Source organism: Parasphingorhabdus sp. (assembly GCF_965233695.1).
In the GTDB taxonomy this organism is placed as follows: domain Bacteria; phylum Pseudomonadota; class Alphaproteobacteria; order Sphingomonadales; family Sphingomonadaceae; genus Parasphingorhabdus.
Genome location: NZ_OZ247497.1, coordinates 3,871,397 through 3,889,506 on the forward strand (window position 1 = coordinate 3,871,397; position 18,110 = coordinate 3,889,506).

The 18,110-nt window shown below is 53.6% G+C and carries 18 protein-coding genes; 9 read left to right on the top strand and 9 right to left on the bottom strand.

Features of this window, described 5'->3' with window-relative positions:
• The first annotated feature begins 7 nt into the window (after positions 1–7).
• The gene (gene rsmD, locus ACO6S1_RS18500; RefSeq protein WP_422344014.1) at positions 8–544 is read left to right on the top strand and encodes a 16S rRNA (guanine(966)-N(2))-methyltransferase RsmD; all 537 of its coding nucleotides are present in this window, start codon (positions 8–10) and stop codon (positions 542–544) included.
• 21 nt (positions 545–565) lie between these two features.
• On the opposite strand, the gene ACO6S1_RS18505 is transcribed toward rsmD, so the two are convergent.
• Entirely contained in the window at positions 566–691 is a 126-nt protein-coding gene (locus ACO6S1_RS18505) for a hypothetical protein (protein WP_422344015.1), read from the bottom strand.
• A 158-nt stretch (positions 692–849) separates the two neighbouring features.
• Here ACO6S1_RS18505 and ACO6S1_RS18510 point away from each other — a divergent pair, with 158 nt between their 5' ends.
• Together ACO6S1_RS18510 and ACO6S1_RS18515 are read left to right on the top strand one after the other, a co-directional pair.
• On the top strand, positions 850–3,114 hold the full coding sequence (locus ACO6S1_RS18510) for an ATP-dependent helicase (RefSeq protein WP_422346238.1): 2,265 nt from the start codon (positions 850–852) through the stop codon (positions 3,112–3,114).
• A gap of 153 nt (positions 3,115–3,267) precedes the next feature.
• Positions 3,268–4,884 carry an FAD-dependent oxidoreductase gene (locus ACO6S1_RS18515; RefSeq protein WP_422344016.1) on the top strand — a complete coding sequence of 539 codons (1,617 nt, stop codon included), beginning with the start codon at positions 3,268–3,270 and terminating at the stop codon, positions 4,882–4,884.
• A gap of 6 nt (positions 4,885–4,890) precedes the next feature.
• Here the strand turns inward: ACO6S1_RS18515 and ACO6S1_RS18520 are convergent, their stop codons facing one another.
• Entirely contained in the window at positions 4,891–5,586 is a 696-nt protein-coding gene (locus tag ACO6S1_RS18520) for a L,D-transpeptidase family protein (RefSeq protein WP_422344017.1), read from the bottom strand.
• Between the two features lie 216 nt (positions 5,587–5,802).
• Here ACO6S1_RS18520 and ACO6S1_RS18525 point away from each other — a divergent pair, with 216 nt between their 5' ends.
• The 4 genes from ACO6S1_RS18525 (at position 5,803) to ACO6S1_RS18540 (ending at position 9,392) form a co-directional block, all read left to right on the top strand.
• The gene (locus tag ACO6S1_RS18525; protein ID WP_422344018.1) at positions 5,803–6,213 is read left to right on the top strand and encodes a hypothetical protein; all 411 of its coding nucleotides are present in this window, start codon (positions 5,803–5,805) and stop codon (positions 6,211–6,213) included.
• Between the two features lie 263 nt (positions 6,214–6,476).
• Positions 6,477–7,742: an MFS transporter gene (locus tag ACO6S1_RS18530; protein ID WP_422346239.1), complete on the top strand. Its 1,266-nt coding sequence runs from the start codon at positions 6,477–6,479 to the stop codon at positions 7,740–7,742.
• Positions 7,743–7,761: 19 nt separating this feature from the next.
• A complete protein-coding gene (gene cysK / locus ACO6S1_RS18535) occupies positions 7,762–8,682 on the top strand; it encodes a cysteine synthase A (protein WP_422344019.1) in 921 nt (306 codons plus the stop codon).
• The gene (locus ACO6S1_RS18540) at positions 8,679–9,392 is read left to right on the top strand and encodes a dienelactone hydrolase family protein (protein WP_422344020.1); all 714 of its coding nucleotides are present in this window, start codon (positions 8,679–8,681) and stop codon (positions 9,390–9,392) included. The genes cysK and ACO6S1_RS18540 overlap by 4 nt, the downstream gene beginning before the upstream one ends.
• Before the next feature lie 53 nt (positions 9,393–9,445).
• Here ACO6S1_RS18540 and ACO6S1_RS18545 read toward each other — a convergent pair whose 3' ends face one another.
• From ACO6S1_RS18545 to hisI, 5 genes are all read right to left on the bottom strand, one after another.
• A complete protein-coding gene (locus ACO6S1_RS18545; protein WP_422344021.1) occupies positions 9,446–9,721 on the bottom strand; it encodes a hypothetical protein in 276 nt (91 codons plus the stop codon).
• A gap of 166 nt (positions 9,722–9,887) precedes the next feature.
• On the bottom strand, positions 9,888–11,690 hold the full coding sequence (locus ACO6S1_RS18550) for an acyl-CoA dehydrogenase C-terminal domain-containing protein (protein WP_422344022.1): 1,803 nt from the start codon (positions 11,688–11,690) through the stop codon (positions 9,888–9,890).
• 56 nt (positions 11,691–11,746) lie between these two features.
• Positions 11,747–12,184 carry a MerR family transcriptional regulator gene (locus ACO6S1_RS18555; protein ID WP_422346240.1) on the bottom strand — a complete coding sequence of 146 codons (438 nt, stop codon included), beginning with the start codon at positions 12,182–12,184 and terminating at the stop codon, positions 11,747–11,749.
• Between the two features lie 37 nt (positions 12,185–12,221).
• Positions 12,222–12,752, bottom strand: a complete 531-nt coding sequence (locus ACO6S1_RS18560) for a hypothetical protein (RefSeq protein WP_422344023.1) — start codon at positions 12,750–12,752, stop codon at positions 12,222–12,224.
• On the bottom strand, positions 12,749–13,123 hold the full coding sequence (gene hisI, locus ACO6S1_RS18565; RefSeq protein ID WP_422344024.1) for a phosphoribosyl-AMP cyclohydrolase: 375 nt from the start codon (positions 13,121–13,123) through the stop codon (positions 12,749–12,751). The genes ACO6S1_RS18560 and hisI overlap by 4 nt, the downstream gene beginning before the upstream one ends.
• 199 nt (positions 13,124–13,322) lie before the next feature.
• On the opposite strand from hisI, the gene purF reads away from it, so the two are divergent.
• A complete protein-coding gene (purF, locus tag ACO6S1_RS18570) occupies positions 13,323–14,816 on the top strand; it encodes an amidophosphoribosyltransferase (RefSeq protein WP_422344025.1) in 1,494 nt (497 codons plus the stop codon).
• A 29-nt stretch (positions 14,817–14,845) separates the two neighbouring features.
• Positions 14,846–15,547 (top strand): SDR family NAD(P)-dependent oxidoreductase, encoded by a 702-nt coding sequence (locus tag ACO6S1_RS18575; protein ID WP_422344026.1) that lies wholly within the window; start codon positions 14,846–14,848, stop codon positions 15,545–15,547.
• On the opposite strand, the gene ACO6S1_RS18580 is transcribed toward ACO6S1_RS18575, so the two are convergent.
• Positions 15,540–16,772: a serine hydrolase domain-containing protein gene (locus ACO6S1_RS18580; RefSeq protein ID WP_422344027.1), complete on the bottom strand. Its 1,233-nt coding sequence runs from the start codon at positions 16,770–16,772 to the stop codon at positions 15,540–15,542. The two genes, ACO6S1_RS18575 and ACO6S1_RS18580, sit on opposite strands and share 8 nt — an antisense overlap.
• Positions 16,773–16,797: 25 nt before the next feature.
• Positions 16,798–18,054: a class I SAM-dependent methyltransferase gene (locus tag ACO6S1_RS18585; protein ID WP_422344028.1), complete on the bottom strand. Its 1,257-nt coding sequence runs from the start codon at positions 18,052–18,054 to the stop codon at positions 16,798–16,800.
• Positions 18,055–18,110 lie beyond the last annotated feature (56 nt).

The following is an 18,110-nucleotide window of genomic DNA, read 5'->3' on the forward strand; positions in this document are numbered from 1 at the left end:
GAGAATAATGCGGATTATCGCAGGCGACTGGCGCGGACGCAAAATTGTTGCGCCCAAGGGTGAAACCACCCGTCCAACCGCAGACCGCACCCGCGAGCGGCTATTTTCCATGCTGACCAGCCGTTTAGGCGATCTTGCCGATCTGCAAGTGCTGGATCTGTTTTCCGGGTCTGGTGCGCTTGGGCTAGAGGCTTTGTCACGCGGCGCGGCCCATTGCACATTTGTCGAGCAAGACCGTGAAGCTCTGAAAGCGTTAGAGAAAAACATCGAAACGCTTGGTGCAAAGGCGGATGTTCGGATCGGTTCGGTTCTGGCGCTGGGACCGGCTCGCAAACCTTATGATCTGATATTGATGGACCCGCCCTATGATACCGGGGCGGGGGCGGTTGCGCTTGACAAATTGGGTCGTCACGGCTGGTTTGCACCGTCAAGCTGGATTGCTATTGAAACGTCTCGCAAGGAAGAGGTCGGCGTCAACGGTTTCACGTTGGAAAGTCAACGCGATAGCGGCAAGGCCAGGCTTCATATTTTGCGACCCACCTAGTTGCCTTGCCGCCACAAGAGGTCAGCTATTCGCTGCCTCAAAAGCAGATGCAGTTTCCTGCCGTTCATTTTGCGAATGCGCATAAAATGTCGTCGTCGCCATCAAAGCAGTCGCGAGTATCGCGCTAAACATCAGTCTTTTACTCATTATCGGTTCCAAATCCTGGGAAGTTTTTCTGTTGATAGCTAATTGGTGCACCGCAACAAGGATTACAACCTGACCCTTGGGTCATGTCAAAAGTGATATTGGCCTTGCCGCCGCTTGCTATGTTCCCTAACTGTTCACCTGTGACCAATGCTGTAAACATGCCCGCCGAGAGCGATCCACCCTATGTACGGGGCTTGAATGCGCCGCAACGCGATGCTGTGCTGACCACCGAGGGCCCGGTGCTCGTTCTGGCTGGTGCCGGCACCGGTAAAACGGCCGCCCTCACCCGGCGGCTGGCGCATCTGGTTTATTCTCGCAAGGCCTGGCCGTCCGAAATTCTGGCGGTGACCTTTACCAACAAAGCCGCGCGGGAGATGAAGGAGCGAATTGGTACAATTGTCGGCGATGCTGTTGAAGGCATGCCGTGGCTGGGAACCTTTCACAGCATCGGTGCCAAAATGCTGCGCCGCCATGCCGAACTGGTCGGGCTGCAAAGTAATTTCACAATTCTCGATACGGACGACCAGCTGCGCCTGCTGAAACAGTTGATTCAGGCGGAGGAGCTCGACGAAAAACGCTGGCCCGCTCGGGCGCTTGCCGGGTTGATCGATCAATGGAAAAACCGCGGGCTAAACCCCACCGATCTCGATGCCAATGAGAATGAGCGCTATGCCAATGGCCGCGGTCAGGAATTTTATGCCGCCTATCAGGCGCGACTAAAGGTTCTCAATGCCTGCGATTTTGGCGATCTTTTGTTGCATATTCTCAACCTGCTGAAGACCGATCGCGAGATATTGAAACTCTATCAGGAGCGGTTCAAATATATCCTCGTCGACGAATATCAGGACACGAATAGCAGCCAATATCTCTGGCTGCGGCTACTCGCGCAGGAACGCAAGAATATCTGCTGCGTCGGCGATGATGACCAAAGCATATATTCATGGCGCGGCGCAGAAGTTGCCAATATCCTGCGCTTCGAGAAAGATTTTCCCGATGCCAAGGTCGTCAAGCTGGAGCAGAACTATCGCTCTACACCGCATATCCTGGCCGCTGCTTCCGCACTGATCGCGAACAATAGCGGCCGTCTCGGCAAGACCCTTTGGACCGAGGAACAGGAAGGCGACAAGGTGCAAGTCACCGGGGTCTGGGATGGCCCCGAAGAAGCGCGGCGAACCGGCGAAGAAATGGAGAGCCTGCAGAACAAGGGCGTCTCGCTCAATGACATGGCAATCCTCGTTCGCGCGCAGTTTCAGACGCGCGAGTTTGAGGACCGGTTCATCTCCATCGGCATGCCGTACAAGATTATCGGCGGCTTTCGATTCTACGAGCGGGCAGAAATTCGCGACGCCCTCGCCTATCTGCGTGTGATAGCGCAGCCGGCAGATGATCTCGCCTTTGAGCGGATCGTCAATGTGCCCAAACGTGGGCTTGGGGATAAAACTGTGGAAAAAGTCCACCGGCTGGCCCGAGCGCAAGGCATACCGCTGGCCGCAGCAGCGCTTAGCATTTGCGATACGGACGAATTACCCGCGCGGGCGAGAACCACGCTTCAGGATTTAATGCGCAGTTTCGCCAGATGGCGCACCAATGCCGATGAACTGCCCCATGCTGAACTGGCGCGGATCGTCCTCGATGAATGTGGCTATACCACCATGTTGCAGGCGGATCGCACGCCCGAAGCCGCTGGAAGGCTGGAAAACCTCACCGAGCTAACCCGCGCAATGGAAGAATATGAAACGCTGGGCGATTTTCTGGAGCATGTCAGCCTGGTAATGGACAATGATGCGGCCGATCATGAAGCCAAGGTTACGATCATGACCATGCACGGGGCCAAGGGTCTGGAATTTGACCATGTCTTTTGCGCCGGTTGGGAGGAAGGCGTGTTTCCATCCCAGCGCAGTCTTGACGAAGGCGGCATCGCCAGCCTCGAAGAAGAACGCCGTCTCGCCTATGTCGCGATTACGCGAGCGAAGAAAAAATGCACCATCTTCCATGCCGCCAACCGGCGTATTTATGGTCAATGGACCAGCTCCATCCCTTCCCGCTTCATTGGTGAATTGCCGCCGGAACATATTGAAGAAGAATCCAGCATGATGGGCGGCGAAAGCCTGTGGCGCGCCAATTGGTCGGAACGCGCCGATCCCTTTGCCGATGCGGCTCGTGGCTCCACACGCGGACCGGGATGGAAGCGCGCTCGCAATACCGGAAGCTTCGACAGCACGCCCAAAAATATCAAGGAGGCCCGGCGCAGTGCGGTGTCTCTGGGTAATAAGGGCCGTGATGATGTCACCGTCGGCATGCGGGTCTTCCACACCAAATTCGGCTATGGTGAAGTGATGGAAAAAGAAGGCAACAAGCTGGAAATAGAGTTTGAAAAAAGCGGTCCGAAGCGCGTTCTGGACAGCTTTGTCGAAATCGCCTGATCTTTCCTTCATGCTGCCGAGAATAATGACAATTTAACAATTTCGGCCAAGTCAATTTGATATCTGTGCCGTTCATCCTGTTAGTGATATAATCCGATTGGTAGGGTCGTAACTCGCGCACCGCGCGCGAGTCTTGTTGTAAGAGGCAGGATTGTGATTATTGACCTAAGGGCATGTGACCCTTCGTCCCGGTTCGAATCGGATATTTGCATTGTAGGAGCAGGCGCAGCGGGCATCACGCTCGCACGGCAATTGGCGGATTCAGGATTGCGGATCTTGCTGCTGGAAAGCGGCGGCGTTGATTTTGAAGCCGATATTCAGGCTTTGACCGATGGTCCGTCCACCGGCCATGACTATTACCCGCTTGCCGATTCACGATTGCGTTTCTTTGGCGGGACAACCGCCATCTGGGGCGGGCGTTGTGCCGAGTTTAACCCGATAGATTTCGAGCGCCGCGACTGGGTTCCCTATAGCGGCTGGCCGATTTCTCTCGACGCGTTGCGGCCGCATTACGACCATGCCCGCGCGCTGCTTGGCCTGCCAATGCGACAATCATCACAGAATCTCTGGCCGCAATTCGGACGCCAGGCACCGGGATTTGCAGAGGACAGTCTCACCACCGATTTCTGGCAATTCACGCCTGAGACAGAGCGATTTACGCTGCGCAAATGTACCGATCTGGCAGAAAGTAAAACTGTCCGTATCCTGTTGCATGCGACCGTCACGGCGATCAATGCTGGAGACGGCGGCGATCTTATAGAAAGCGTCGCGGTTAGGGATATTTCGGGCCGTAACGCCCTGATAACCGCCAAACATTTTATCCTGGCCGCTGGCGGTATCGACAATGCCCGATTGCTGCTCGCCACCAATATCGGCAATCACCATGATCAGGTCGGCCGCTATTTCATGGAGCATCCCCATGCGCGCGGCGGGCGGCTGGCCAAGGGGCAATTCTGGCAGTTGTTCAAGATGCTCCACGGCCGGATGCGCGATCGCAATGGCCATTTGCACGCCGCACTAATCAGGCCAACTGCAGCCATGCAACAGCGTGAAGGGATATTGAACAGCGCCTTCACCATTGCCGCGCGACAGGCACCGCAAGCCAATATGGTCGCGCCGGTGAAAGCCTATAACGGCCTGAAGCATTCATTGTCGCCAACCAAGACAAACCGCTCGCTATGGCTGAACGTCAAGAGAGGGATCACCCGCTTCAACGAATGGGCCGGCCCGGTACGTCCCCGCGTACTGACCGCCATGGGTTGGGATTTGACCGCGATTATCCGCGCGGAACAGGCCCCCAATCCCGATAGCCGGATCAAACTGGCCAAGGACCGGGATGCACTGGGCATGCCGCTGGCAGAGCTGGACTGGCGTTTTTCCGCGCTCGACAAGCATAGCGTCCGGGTGATGATGCACGAATTTGCGCACCAGCTGGAACATATGGGAATCGGCCGCTTCGATCCGGCGCCCTGGCTCGACGAAGCACAGACGTTATGGACAACCGATCCGCTGATTTCCGCACATGCCTTGGGCGGCTATCATCACATGGGCACGACCCGCATGTCAGGATCTTCGCGTACGGGGGTGGTTGATGCGGATTGCCGCGTACATGGCGTGAACAACCTCTACGTCGCCGGCAGTTCGGTTTTCCCGACATCAGGCTGGGCCAATCCGACGCTGGGCATCATGGCGCTGAGCCTCAGGTTGGCAGATCATCTCGCCAGTCAAAATACCAAGGTGAAAACACAGCTTTCGACCGTCAATGCCTGACCGCACCTAGCCAGCAACAATCGGTTCGCCGAGCCCCAGCCTTTTGCCATTGGTCACGATCACTCGGTCGCCAAGCTCGACTTGCTCGAACAATAGCCGCGCAAATTCTTCCGGCACCCCGATACAGCCGCGTGTGCCATAGCCCCATTTTACCTCGGCGGCGTGAATGGCAATACCGTCATTGGTCAGCCGCAACATATAGGGCATGGGCACATGATAGATATTGGAGACATGATCCTTGCTCTTTTGGGTGATCGGGAAAACACCGGTCGGCGTCGGTTTGAGCGCATCACCAAATTTGATCACCGCAGCACCAATCTCATAGCCATCGCGGAAAACCGATATGGATTCTGCTTTCAGGTCGACTGTGATGACAATCTCGCCATCTGGCACGCCTTCATCATCCCATTTGTAATAGCCATGCACAAACGGCTCGTCGATCTGCAGGATGCGCTTCACGACAAAAGGAGAATTTGAAACAGTCTGAGGGACGAGCGCTGGCTCCTGTTCAGGCACTACATCGGTCGGATCCGCCACAGCGGCCATTTTCTCTTGCACTTCCGTTTCAGCCGGTGCCGGCGCGGAAGCCATGGGTTCTGCCGCAATCGCGCGAACAAGGCCAAGCACCATCAGGCCCAGAACAGAAAAACCCACTATCACCAATATCGCCGCGCTGATCCGCATCGCTATCTGTTTTGTCATGTTGCAAGCCTCCTGTTCGGTTAAGCTTTTCTTTACCAAAAACGAAAGGCAGCAACTAACGGCGATTTCGGCCTGTACCGCAGGGAGACGCGGAGTAGAGAAGTCTTAAAATATACCGTTAAACGGACCATTTCTGATGACATGATTTGCCGTTCGCACTAGTTAGTTCCCTTTTTGTTCTTTCCTACAAGCCGGTCGCTATGGCATATTATGGTCATGACAGAGACATCCCCCGTGCGCCCCGCGCCTATCGCAAGTGAGGACGATCCGCTCTTCTTCACTCCCGTTCCTTTGGCCGTGAAACGCTATCGCGGCTGGACAGATGATCGCCAGCGCCAGTTTATCTATCAACTGTCGCGAATTGGAATTGTTTCGGCGGCGGCCAAGGCGGTTGGTATGAGCCGCGATTCCGCCTATAAATTGCGCGGACGCGAAGGCGCAGAAAGCTTTGCCGCAGCCTGGGACATGGCGCTGGAAATGGGACATGACAATGCCAGTGAGCATGCCATCACGCGGGCGATTGAAGGCTATACCGTACCCTATTTCTATGGCGGCCTGATGCGCGGCGAGGTTCGGCGATATGACAATCGGCTGCTATTTGCTCTGTTGCGGGCGCGCAGCAAGTGAAACGGTTCATCGACATCAACCAACGGTTCGACAGAATTTGACCACCATTTTGCGTATTATTTGTATAATTTCTCGGGGCGGGCAATGGCGCTTCAACGAGCCGGTTGATGACCGTTAACGGACCGAACCACCATCACAATATCCTTCGGTGGACAAAGAAATTTTTGCTGTCCAGCCGCGAGAGACTTGCCTAGAACCTCTTCCATCATTGATCGCCATAGAAAATAGAAATCATCGAACAGCGCGCGCCCCATCCTTTCAGCATAGCCAATTACCGCTACCTTTGGTTCTCGCGGTTGTCGTCGATGTTCGCGCTCTATGCGATGATGCTGATCCTGGGTTGGCAGGCGTATAATCTTGCGCGCGAAGATATGGGGGTCGGTGCATCCGCTGGCATATTGGGGCTGCTTGGGCTTTTGCAGTTCGTGCCATTGTTCATCCTGACTCCGGTGGTCGGCTGGGTCGCGGATCATATGGATCGCCGGTGGATTGCCAGGATTGTTCTGGGGGCGCAGGCCGCGATTGCTTTGGTCCTCGGTCTGCTGACCGTCAGCGGCGAGATATCCCTCTGGGCCATTTACATCATTTCGGTTCTGCTTGGCATTTGCCGGGCGTTTCTGGGACCAGCGGTCACATCGCTGGCGCCCAATCTGGTACCGAAAGAGTCGCTGCCGCGGGCCATTGCCCTGTCGACCATTGCCTGGCAGGTGGGCGTCATTGCCGGTCCGGGGATGGCCGGACCGCTTTACAAGGTTGCACCGTCCCTGCCCTATTTCGTCTGTGCAGCCCTTTATGCGCTGGCAATGGTATCGATTTTCATGATCGGCCCGGTCACGCGTAGCGCGATAGACCGGACCAAAGGGCCGCTGCGTCAGGTAATGGATGGCATGTCCTATGTCTGGACCAACAAGCTGGTGCTGGGTGCGATCACGCTGGATCTGCTTGTCATGTTTCTCGCCGGAGCGACGGCAATGATCCCGGTATTTGCGAAAGACATTCTGGGCGCAGGCGAGATTGGCCTGTCCTTGCTGGCGGCTTCGCCAGCGGTCGGTGCAGTCATCGTCGCCGGGATATTTTCCTTTGCCCCATTGTCGCGCAATGTCGGCAATATGATGCTGATCGCGATGGCAGTTTTCGGGGTGGGCACGATCGGATTCGGGTTAAGTACATCCTTGCCCCTGTCAATGGCCTGCCTCGCCTTATGCGGCGCCGCTGACATGTTCGGCGTCTATGTCCGCAGTTCATTGATCCAGCTGCATACGCCCGACGACCGCCGCGGACGGGTCAACGCGGTCAGCCAGATGACGATCAGTGCATCCAACGAGTTGGGTGATGCCCTGTCCGGCGGTTTGGCAGTGCTATTTGGTCCGATCGCAGCCATTGTCGCAGGCGGGGCCGGTGCTATAGTAGTAACCGGAATTTGGTCACGGCTGTTCCCCCAACTGGGTGCCGCCAAGACTTTTGATCCGCCCCCCGATTTGGAAACGGACATAAAAAAAGAAGACAAATCAGTCACTAGTGCTACATAATGAATCAGGAGACAGAGCAATGATCGCAAACACCATTCTCGATACAATTGGGAATACGCCCCATATCAAAATGCAGCGCCTGTTTGATGACGCGAATGTCTGGATCAAATCTGAACGCTCCAACCCCGGTGGATCGATTAAAGACCGGATCGCGCTGGCGATGATCGAAGATGCCGAAAAATCCGGCGCGCTGAAGCCCGGCGGCACGATCATTGAACCGACATCCGGAAACACCGGTGTCGGCCTCGCCATGGTCGCTGCGGTGAAAGGCTATAAGCTGGTTTTGGTCATGCCAGAGTCCATGTCGCTGGAACGCCGCCGTCTGATGTTGGCCTATGGCGCAAGTTTTGATCTCAGCCCGAAAGAAAAGGGCATGAAAGGCGCGATTGAACGGGCCCAGGAATTGATCGATTCCACCCCTGGTGCATGGATGCCGCAACAATTTGAAAACCCTGCCAATTTTGAGGTTCACAAACGGACAACAGCGCAGGAGATCCTGGCCGATTTCAAAGATAATCCGCTTGATGCCATCATCACTGGTGTCGGCACCGGCGGTCACATTACCGGCGTCGCCGAAGTCCTGAAAGAGCATTGGAGTGACCTGAAAGTCTATGCTGTGGAACCTGTCGGTTCTCCGGTAATTAGCGGCGGCCAGCCCGGACCTCATCCCATTCAGGGTATTGGTGCCGGTTTCATTCCGGGCAACCTGCATACCCAGAGTATTGACGGTGCGATTCAGGTAGATCCGGCAGATGCAAAGGCGATGGCGCTGCGCGCTGCCAAGGAAGAAGGCATGTTAGTCGGGATAAGTTCCGGTGCCACATTGGCAGCTATTGCCCAGAAGCTTCCCGATCTTGAAAGCGGAGCGAATGTGCTCGGTTTCAACTATGACACGGGCGAACGTTATCTCTCGGTACCGGAGTTCCTACCCGAAGAATGAGCTCAATCGAAGTCAACACCTTCACCTATAAGCATGGTGATCTGGAACTGGCGGGCTATATGGCCCAGCCAAGCCGCTATCCGCGCGCGGGTATATTGATCGTCCCGACAATCGCCGGTCCGAACAAGATCATGTTCGAACGCGCGCGCTGGCTCGCGTCGATCGGCTATTCGGCTATGGTTTGCGATCTCTATGGTCAGGGTGAAATAACCGATAACCGCATGGCGCAAACCATGGCCAACGCGCTGCGCGCCGATCCGGAAAATTATCGCGAGCGCTTTCGTTGCGCACTGGAAGAACTGCGCAAACGCTCGAAACTTGCCAACCACCGGATCGCTGCGATTGGCTATTGCATGGGCGGCGAAATTGTTCTGGAAATGGCGCGCGGCGGCGAAGATATTGCATTGGTCGTCAGCTTTCACGGATTGCTGGCAACCCCGCTTCCGGCAAAAAGGGGCGCGATCAAAGCCCGCCTGCTAGTGTGTCATGGTCGCGCAGACCCTCTGGTTCCGCCAAAGCAGGTCCGCGCGTTTCTGGAAGAAATGGATTTTGCCGGAGCAGATTGTCATATGCACACATATACGGGCGTAGTTCACGGATTTACTGATCCAGCGAGCGACGGAAAGCCACTGGATGCGGTGGCTTATAACAAGTCTGCAGATATTCAGAGCAAGGCGGCCATGCTGAGCATGTTTGAGGAGCTTTTTTAAAAAAGACGCCGGGCGAAGTGCGACCCAGCCCGGCGCTTTAAGACAGATTGGCGTTAATCGGGTTTGCCGTCGCCATCATCGTCCAGCAGATCAGGCTTGCCATCACCATCGGTATCCCAGGCATCTGGTTGGCCATCACCGCTGCGATCCCAGGCATCCATTGTGCCATCACCATCGGTATCAATGGTCGGGGCAGGAATTTCCGATTCCATCGGTTTTTCCTGAGTGTCCTGAGCAGCTGCACCTGTTGCCATGGAGAAGCCAACACCAACTGTTATAAGATAGGGTGTCAGCCTCCGTTTCGGCTTTAAAGTCGTTTTGGAATGCATTGCATCTACTCCTAATGCAGATGATTCCCCTGTCATTTACACCAATGTGCTACCGCCACCCTCTCTTCAAGAGGGTAGCGGTTAAGCGAGATAGAAATGAGACTTTTCGGCGGCCCTTGGTATCTGTCGCACCAAAACCACCTTCTGCCGTAGACGTCGAGCGAACCTATGCGACGGCAAACATCTTGGGCTCGAGCGCCATGATGGCTTCACTACCGCCCTCAATCTTGCGTCGCAGCGAACCCGCATCCGGGAAGAAACGCTCCGAGAAATATTGCGCGGTGACCAGCTTCGATTCATAGTAATCAGGATTTTCATCACCCGCGGCCAACGCCTCAGAAGCGGCTTTCGCCATCCGCAGCCACATCAGGCCCAATGCAACAATGCCCATGATGTGCATGTAATGATGCGCACCGGCACCGGCGTTGTTCGGATTGGCCATCGCGTTCTGCATGAACCACATCGTCGCCTTTTGCAGCTCGCCATTGGCTTTTTCGAGGCCTTCGGCAAAGCTCTTCAGCTTTTCATCACCTTTGGCCTCTTCGACTTCCTTGGCTATCACCGCAAACAACGCCTGGACACCGCGCCCACCATTTTGGGCAAGTTTCCGGCCAACCAAATCCATCGCCTGAATACCGTTTGTGCCTTCGTAGATCATGGCAATGCGCGCATCGCGGACATATTGTTCCATGCCCCACTCGCCGATATAACCATGCCCGCCATAAACTTGCTGGGCATTTGTCGCGATCTCGTAGCCTTTGTCTGTGCCATAGCCTTTAATAACCGGAGTCAGCAGTGACAGAAGATCATCCGCCATCTGGCGATCTTCTTCTGATTGTGCCTTGTGAATAAGATCCGCTTGCAGAGCGCCCCAAAGACATAATGCCCGCATTCCTTCAGTAAAGGCTTTTGCATCCAGCAGCATCCGGCGAACATCCGGGTGAACGAACAAGGTATCGGCTTTCTCTTCCAGATCTTCCGGTCCGGTCAAAGCCCTGCCCTGACGACGATCATTCGCATAATGTACCGCATTTTGATATGCGACTTCGGCAATGCCAAGGCCTTGCTGTCCCACACCAAGCCGCGCAACGTTCATCATGATGAACATGGCGGCCAGACCCTTATTCTCTTCGCCGACCAGATAGCCGGTCGCGCCGTCATAGTTCATTACGCATGTGGAATTGCCGTGAATGCCCATTTTATGTTCGATCGAACCGCATGACACAGCGTTCTTGTCTCCAAGCGAGCCATCTTCATTGACGATGAATTTTGGTACAATGAACAAGGAGATGCCTTTGACACTGTCCGGTGCGTCTGGTGTCTTTGCTAGCACCAGATGGATAATATTCTCGGACATATCATGCTCACCGGACGAGATGAAGATCTTGGTACCGGTTATGGCATGAGATCCGTCTGCATTCGGCACGGCTTTGGTTCGGATAAGCCCCAGATCGGTACCGCAATGCGGTTCGGTCAGGTTCATCGTACCGGTCCACTCGCCCGACAACATTTTTGGCACGAATTTGGCTTTCTGTTCGTCGCTACCCTTTGCGAGAATAGACGAAATAGCGCCGTGGGTTAGCCCCGGATACATGGCGAAGGCCATATTGCCGCTCGCCATATATTCCTCAAAAGCCATCGAAACGATATGCGGCAGCCCTTGGCCGCCAAATTCTTCTGGCCCCGACAAAGTGCCCCAACCTGCTTCGCAATATTGCTTATATGCATCTTTGAAGCCCGTTGGAGTGGTCACGCTGCCGTCTTCATGGCGTGTGCACCCTTCCAGATCACCGACTTGATTAAGCGGGAACAAAACATTTTCAATGAATTTGCTGCCTTCTGTTAAGATAGCATCGATCATTTCCGGTGTCGCATTTTCGAAACCAGGAAGGTTCGAAAAACGTTCCACACCAAGTACATTGTTAATGATGAATTGTGTGTCCCGAACGGGCGCTTGATAACTAGGCATTATCGAAATCTTTCTCTTAAATTGAGTGCGGTCAGGAAATACTGACGGTTTATCCTCTAGTTTTGTTGCGCTTTGGCGGCTTTTACAGCGTCCTGCACAATCTTAATAAATTCCGTGAGTTCGGTGATCGAGCTATCGATGTCGTTCCGTTGCTTTTTGAGAAGATCAACTTTCTCTTGGCATTTGTCGAGCGTCACATTCATTTGCGTTACTCGACCATCGCCCAGATCATACAAATCGATCATCTCACGAATTTCAGTCAGACTGAAACCAACATTCTTGGCGCGCATGATCCAAGCAAGGCGGGCACGATCCCGTTTGGTGTAAACACGAGACAGGCCCTTGCGATGCGGCGCTATTAAGCCTTCATCCTCGTAGAATCTAAGAGCGCGTGCGGTAACGCCAAATTCCCCTGACAGATCGGAAATCGTGAAGGTTTCACGATTTTGTATGTCAGGCGTATCCAATTCAGCATGATTCAGCGGTTTCGACATGATGCGGATATAGCTTACGCTAACGTAAACGTCAATACTAGCCGCCGGGACACAAGCTTTCGATTTCACGACCCCGGGTGGATCGCGCCACTGCATCCCCCTCTCCAACCAGATAAAAGCTCACACCGCCAAAACCGGCACGCGGCGTACAATAGCTCTCGCAAGAAGCGGGCAGATTGCCCGGCAAATTGAGCGCAACCCCATCGAAACTGGCCTCAAATCTACATTTCTGCTCACTTTCAAGTGTTATCGTGACGGTTTCGCCGTTCCGTTCGGCAGAGCCCAAGCCTTCACATTTACTGTCCGGCCCAAATACGGCAAGTAATCCAACCTGATATCCGCGTTCATCATTGCCCACGGCACAAAATCGATCTTCGCCAAGATCGCTTTGCCGTTCAAACGCTCCTGATAAGCTGATATTTTTGACGTCTGGGATTACGCCTGCGTCGATCGCAGCCTGTTCCAGAGACGATACATCCTCAGCCTTAATGGAGTTACTTTTGTCTTGTTCTGAATCAGCGCATGCAACCAAAGTCAGAACGAAAATTAGCCCCGATAACTTCTTCACCCGATTGACTCTAATCGACCATTATTGATTTTCCGATAAAAACAGCTTTTTGCACCGGTATGGCAGGTAGGACCAGCAGGCTTTGCTTTAATCCACAACGCATCTTGGTCGCAGTCTATCAAAACTTCTACGACATCCAGGACGTTACCCGAAGTTTCGCCTTTTTTCCAAAGAGATTGGCGGCTGCGCGAATAGAAATGCGCGACGCCTGTCTCCAATGTTAACTCAAGTGCCTGCGCATCCATAAAGGCAACCATAAGAAGCGCTCCGGACGAATCATCCGTCACCACGGCGGTTATCAGTCCGTTCGAATCATATTTTGGCACGAGTGCCAAACCGGACTCTCGGTCCCTGTTATTTTCATTTGTCATGCATTTGAATTAGGTCGCCACAACCTTCTATGCAACGCAAAACCGGCTTTCCTTCAATTGCACAGGATGGACATCAACAAATATGATATTTTTATGACCTAGGGGGAAGACAAATAGGGGAATCAAATCTATATCCCAGCCATCCCCTAGACTGGCGTTGCTATGACGCTATTTTTTTGGGCAGCAAACAAGGTGCGATATGCTTACAACCCACCCGTTTGAAGATGACAAATTACGTGAAGAATGTGGGGTTTTTGGTGTCGCAGGCATCGAAGACGCAGCTGCCATGGTCGCGCTGGGGCTTCACGCCCTGCAACATCGTGGACAGGAAGCCGCGGGAATCACCTGTCGCAATGGGCGCGAATTTTACAGCCATCGGGCACTCGGACCAGTTGCAGGAAATTTCGATAGCCAAGAAGTGATGAACAAACTGCGCGGCGACTATGCTTGCGGCCATGTGCGGTATTCCACAACGGGCGCCGGAACTTTGCGGAACATCCAGCCGCTGGAAGCTGACCTTGCCTCCGGCGGTTTTGCTATTGCGCATAATGGCAATATATCTAACGCGCTGAAATTGCGCGAAGAGCTGGTCCGCAACGGATCAATATTTCAATCAACTAGCGATACCGAAGTCATTATCCATCTGTTGGCGACATCGAAATATCGCACGCTTCTCGATAAATTCATTGACGCATTGCGAAAAGTGGAAGGCGCCTATTCCCTTATATGCATGACGCCCGACGGTATGATTGCTTGCCGCGACCCTTTAGGTATCCGCCCGCTTGTGATTGGCAAAATTGGTGATGCATTTGTGTTTGCGTCAGAAACAGTTGCCCTTGATCTCGTTGGAGCTGAATATGTGCGGAGTGTCGATGCCGGGGAACTGGTTGTGGTCTCCAACGGCGAAATGCGCTCTCACCGGCCATTTGGTGAAACAAATGCCCGTCCTTGTATTTTTGAACATGTCTATTTCTCAAGACCAGATTCGATTGTCGACGGGTCGTCAGTTTACAGTGTGCGCAAGGCAATTGGCGCGCAGCTTGCAATCGAGAATCCTGTTGATGCCGATTATGTCATTCCAGTCCCTGATAGTGGAACACCTGCTGCTATTGGCTATGCCGAACAGTCTGGCATCCCATTTGAACTGGGTATAATCCGTTCTCATTATGTCGGGCGAACGTTTATTCAACCAGGTGACGGGGTTCGTCATCTTGGTGTGAAACTCAAACATAATGCCAACAGGCCGCTGGTAAACGGCAAGAAAATTGTTTTGATCGATGACAGTATCGTCCGCGGTACCACAAGCCTGAAAATCGTCCAAATGATGCGTGAGGCCGGAGCGGCAGAGGTGCATATGCGCATAGCCAGCCCGCCTACCATGCATAGCTGTTTCTATGGCGTAAATACGCCAAAGCGAGAGAAGTTGTTGGCGGCACTGAAATCCGTCGAACAGATGTGCGAATATATTCAGGCAGACAGCCTGTCTTTCATTTCTATTGATGGTCTGTACCGCGCTGTGGGGGAAGACTCCCGGAATGATATCCAGCCGCAATATTGCGATGCGTGCTTTACCGGCGCCTATCCAACGCCTTTGACCGACCAGGAAGGCGAACAGCAACCCGATCAACTAACCTTACTAAACGAGAAGGTGGCGGCCAAAGAATCACCCATATTGGCAGAACAAATAGGTTAGGCTAATCGTTTGCGAGTTGAACAAAATCCATGAGCTTTGAAAACCAACTGGCGCTGGTAACCGGCGCAAGCCGTGGCATTGGTGCCGCGACTGCAATCGCTCTTGCTGCAAGCGGTGCGCATGTCATATTGACAGCACGTTCGGCGACAGACCTCGAAGAGGTTGAGGAAAAGATTCATCAAGCCGGTGGACACGCTACAATCGCTCCCCTGGATTTAACCGACGGTGACAGCATTGGCCGGCTTGCCCAAGCCATTTCAGAGCGCTGGGAAGCTCTTGATATCATGGTCCTGAATGCGGCCATGCTTGGTACATTGACTCCGGTTCCTGCAATCGATGGCAAAGAGTTTAACAATCTACTGACACTCAACCTGATCGCGCAGCAGGCGTTGATTGCAGCATTTGATCCCATGATGCGCAAGAGCAATGACGCCCGTCTCCTTGCCATAACCAGCAGTGTGGGCAGATCTCCCCGGGCCTTCTGGGGGGCTTATGGAGCGTCCAAGGCAGCGTTGGAAACATTGGTTCTCAGCTATGGCGAGGAGATGCGTAACCTTGGCAAGTTACGGACCGCGATTATTAATCCCGGTCGCACTCGAACCGATATGCGGGCAAGCGCCTATCCCGGTGAAGATCCGCAATCTGTAAAACCGCCTGAAGTCGTTGCAGATCAATTGGTGGAAATTCTCGCCAGCGATTTTGAAACTGGCGAGAGCTTCGATATCACTTAGCGGCAGCGGTTTCGGAAACCTCCCCACTCTCAGAATCCAGATAGCTTTTTACCGCATTGAAAAAGGCAATGCGCTGGTCTTTCTGTTCATCCGGCGTCGCGCTGGGCCAGTTACCGTTGCTCGCAATCACCAGTTTGCGCGCAGGATCTATGAATATCCCCTGCCCGAAAATGCCTTGGCCAGCAAAACTACCATCGTCAAAAGTCCACCATTGATAGCCATAGCCGCGGCCCGGAATTCCGATATCGGCCTGCTTCGTACCAGCCTTGGAAAACCATCCATCAGGAACGATCGACTTTCCCCCAATCATGCCGCCATTCATCGCGAGTTGGCCGAAGAGCGCATAGTCCCTGACTGTGGCTGAGATACAGCAGCCGCCAATTTCCTTGCCACCCTCATTTAGCAGCCATTCCGCGTCCTGCGACATGCCATAAGGCGTCCAGACTTTTTCCGAGAGATATTCGGAAATGGTTTTGCCCGTCGCTTTTGCGACTAGCACTCCGATTAGATTGGTTTCGCCAGTATTATATTGCCAGCGCGTTCCTGGCGCGGCCTCGTTTTTCAGTGTCTTCATGTAGACGATGACGGGATCAACCCCATCCACTGGCTTTGTGTTGTTGAACAGCGCGACATCGGATTTGGGGTCAGCATAATCCTCGTTCCATTGCACGCCCGATGTCATCGTCAAAAGCTGCTCTACGGTTACCCCGTCATATCCACTGCCCTTAAGCTCTGGAATATAGTCTGTCAGCGGATCATCTATGGACTTGATAAATCCGTCCTTGATCGCCGCGCCAACCATTGTTGACACCAGTGATTTTGCGACAGAGAAAGATGTCCAGCGATCATCCTTTCCGAAATCCATGCGATATTCTTCGAGCCGGATTTTCCCGTCCTGCAATATCACAATGCCTGCCGTGCGCTGATCTTCCATATATTGATCCACGGATAGCATCTTGCCGTCCACCTCGAATTCTTTAGGTAGCGCCTTTCCCTGCTCCAAAAGCTTGGGCTCTGTGCCAGCTGCGATGGTATTGGATGAAACAAGCGTATCCATCATCCGAAAGGCTTTGTTGCGTTGGTCGTCGGTCCAAAACAGGATGTTTTTATCCGTTGGCAATCCAGCTGCATCCGCAGCCACTTCCTTGACTTTCTCGCAACCCGGCAGTGCCAGACACAGACCTACGCCCGTCATTACAAGTGTCAGCTTTTTACCCAAACCCATTATTCACTCCTGTATTTTTATCTTTTTATCGTTTTATCAAAGTCACTTGCGAGACATTAATGCCCCCACCGCTAAAACCACCTTCGCAATAGTTTAAATAATAGCGCCACAGCCGGACAAAACGCTCATCAAATCCTGCCGGCAATTTTCCTTGCTCCACCACAGCATCAAAACGCTCGCGCCACTGTCGCAAGGTTTCTGCATAGTCGGGGCCAAAATCATGTTGATCAGACCAAGCAAGTCCGCGTTCTTCGGCCAGCTTGCGAAAACGGCTTTCCGAGAGCAACATGCCACCGGGGAAAATATAGGTTTGAATAAAGTCGGCACTGGCCGCATATTGTTCGAAAATATCGTCAGCGATGCTGATATATTGAATGGCGGCCCGTCCGCCGGGTTTCAAATTACGCGCCACGCAATCCAGAAAGTCAGGCCAATATTTCTGACCAACCGCTTCAACCATTTCCACGCTGGCAATCGCGTCATATTGTCCGTCTACATCACGATAGTCCTGGATCAGGAAACTGGCCTCCGGATGGTGCCCTCGCGCCCATTCGGTTTGCTCGTCGGATAAGGAAATGCCGGTTACGTCCAAGCTGTAGTCACGTGCCAGTGTTCCCGACAAATATCCCCAACCGCATCCGATCTCCAGGATCTTCTGTCCGGGCTTGGTATCAAGACGGCTTGCTATCGCGGCAACTTTCTTCGCCTGCGCTTCGCCCAGCGTTGCTGCTTTTCCGGATGCATCTTCGAACAATCCACTGGAATAGCTCATGCTTTCATCGAGCCACAGGCCGTAAAAATCATTGCCCAGATCATAGTGATATTGGATATTCTGCCGGGCGCGGGCTTTGTCATTATGCCGTCGTGAATGACGCATTTTCGCAATGAACCGGAATATCCCGGCGGCCCGTCCCGTGTCTTTCAAACCAGCGCGGTTGCGCGTGAAAAGATCGAAAACTGGCACCAGGTCAGGACTTTCCCACTCACCCAGTTCCCAGGCGCGATACCAACCAACCGAACCACTATTCACCAGACGCAGCAAAGCATTCCAGCTGTGGATCGTGATTTCCGCCATCGGCCCTTCGCCGCGTCCACCGACAATGCGGGTCGTGCCATCGGGCAATTTGCCTTCGAATGTGCCATGATCAAGGCCGGCATCAATCCGGTCCAATATCCGGTGGAATCCCGGCGCAGTCAGGCGCGCGAACAGGCCGCCCCCTGTCCCGAAGCGCTTACGCGCATCGAGCAGGTGCTTGCCTCTTTTTGGTGCCTCCGCATTCATGACGCAAATATGGACCAGTGGTAACTGCTTGGCAATGCGGAACTATCCCTATTAAC

What these genes read in the sequence shown, in the direction of transcription:
- ACO6S1_RS18555 (WP_422346240.1), bottom strand. Translation starts at nt 12,184, where the DNA reads ATGTCGAAACCGCTGAATCATGCTGAATTGGATACGCCTGACATACAA.
- rsmD (WP_422344014.1), top strand. Translation starts at nt 8, where the DNA reads ATGCGGATTATCGCAGGCGACTGGCGCGGACGCAAAATTGTTGCGCCC.
- ACO6S1_RS18540 (WP_422344020.1), top strand. Translation starts at nt 8,679, where the DNA reads ATGAGCTCAATCGAAGTCAACACCTTCACCTATAAGCATGGTGATCTG.
- ACO6S1_RS18525 (WP_422344018.1), top strand. Translation starts at nt 5,803, where the DNA reads ATGACAGAGACATCCCCCGTGCGCCCCGCGCCTATCGCAAGTGAGGAC.
- ACO6S1_RS18505 (WP_422344015.1), bottom strand. Translation starts at nt 691, where the DNA reads ATGAGTAAAAGACTGATGTTTAGCGCGATACTCGCGACTGCTTTGATG.
- ACO6S1_RS18550 (WP_422344022.1), bottom strand. Translation starts at nt 11,690, where the DNA reads ATGCCTAGTTATCAAGCGCCCGTTCGGGACACACAATTCATCATTAAC.
- ACO6S1_RS18545 (WP_422344021.1), bottom strand. Translation starts at nt 9,721, where the DNA reads ATGCATTCCAAAACGACTTTAAAGCCGAAACGGAGGCTGACACCCTAT.
- purF (WP_422344025.1), top strand. Translation starts at nt 13,323, where the DNA reads ATGCTTACAACCCACCCGTTTGAAGATGACAAATTACGTGAAGAATGT.
- ACO6S1_RS18580 (WP_422344027.1), bottom strand. Translation starts at nt 16,772, where the DNA reads ATGGGTTTGGGTAAAAAGCTGACACTTGTAATGACGGGCGTAGGTCTG.
- hisI (WP_422344024.1), bottom strand. Translation starts at nt 13,123, where the DNA reads ATGACAAATGAAAATAACAGGGACCGAGAGTCCGGTTTGGCACTCGTG.
- cysK (WP_422344019.1), top strand. Translation starts at nt 7,762, where the DNA reads ATGATCGCAAACACCATTCTCGATACAATTGGGAATACGCCCCATATC.
- ACO6S1_RS18520 (WP_422344017.1), bottom strand. Translation starts at nt 5,586, where the DNA reads ATGACAAAACAGATAGCGATGCGGATCAGCGCGGCGATATTGGTGATA.
- ACO6S1_RS18585 (WP_422344028.1), bottom strand. Translation starts at nt 18,054, where the DNA reads ATGAATGCGGAGGCACCAAAAAGAGGCAAGCACCTGCTCGATGCGCGT.
- ACO6S1_RS18575 (WP_422344026.1), top strand. Translation starts at nt 14,846, where the DNA reads ATGAGCTTTGAAAACCAACTGGCGCTGGTAACCGGCGCAAGCCGTGGC.
- ACO6S1_RS18510 (WP_422346238.1), top strand. Translation starts at nt 850, where the DNA reads ATGCCCGCCGAGAGCGATCCACCCTATGTACGGGGCTTGAATGCGCCG.